Source organism: Xenorhabdus eapokensis (assembly GCF_001908105.1).
The window spans coordinates 1-552 of sequence record NZ_MKGQ01000175.1; the positions used below are offsets into that span (position 1 = coordinate 1).

Genomic DNA, 552 nt, shown 5'->3' on the forward strand with positions numbered 1-552 from the left:
GGCTTGCCGCTGCAATACCAGCCCCAGCCGGAAACCGCGCATGGGGTAGATACGATTTATCAGGTACGGTTAGGCGTCGGCATGAGCCCGCAACGTAGCCTGCATAAAGACTTCAACCCGGAAAACCCGCGCTATCACCTCTCCCATATGCACAGCAGCGAAGGCTTCCGCGACTTCGGCAGCCAGACCCCTTACACCGTGTTTGAAAGTTACGGACGCTTCCAGAAAGATGCCGCCGCCAAACCATTTTTAAAATACCGGCAGGAAGCACTGGACAACCAGAAACAGACCGGCAGCGGTAGCAGTAACTGCATCAAACTGATGCCAGGTAAAATCTTCGAGATAAAAAATCATCCCCATAAACTGCTTAATGTTCGCTGGCAGGTGGTCGGTATCAGCCATCACGGTCGCTGTCCGCAGGCATTGGGAAATGATGCCGGTGAAGGCACCACGCTTTCCAACCAGTTCAGTTTTATTTCCGGTCTGGATGATTATCGTCCGCCTTTCCACTACAAGCCTCTGGCAGATGGCGATGAAACTGCCATCGTGGTC

The 552-nt window shown here is 53.3% G+C and carries 1 protein-coding gene; it reads left to right on the forward strand.

Annotated features, from left to right (window positions below):
• Positions 1-3 precede the first annotated feature (3 nt).
• On the forward strand, positions 4-552 hold a 549-nt coding region (locus tag Xedl_RS20035), incomplete at its 3' end, for a contractile injection system protein, VgrG/Pvc8 family (protein ID WP_279625384.1).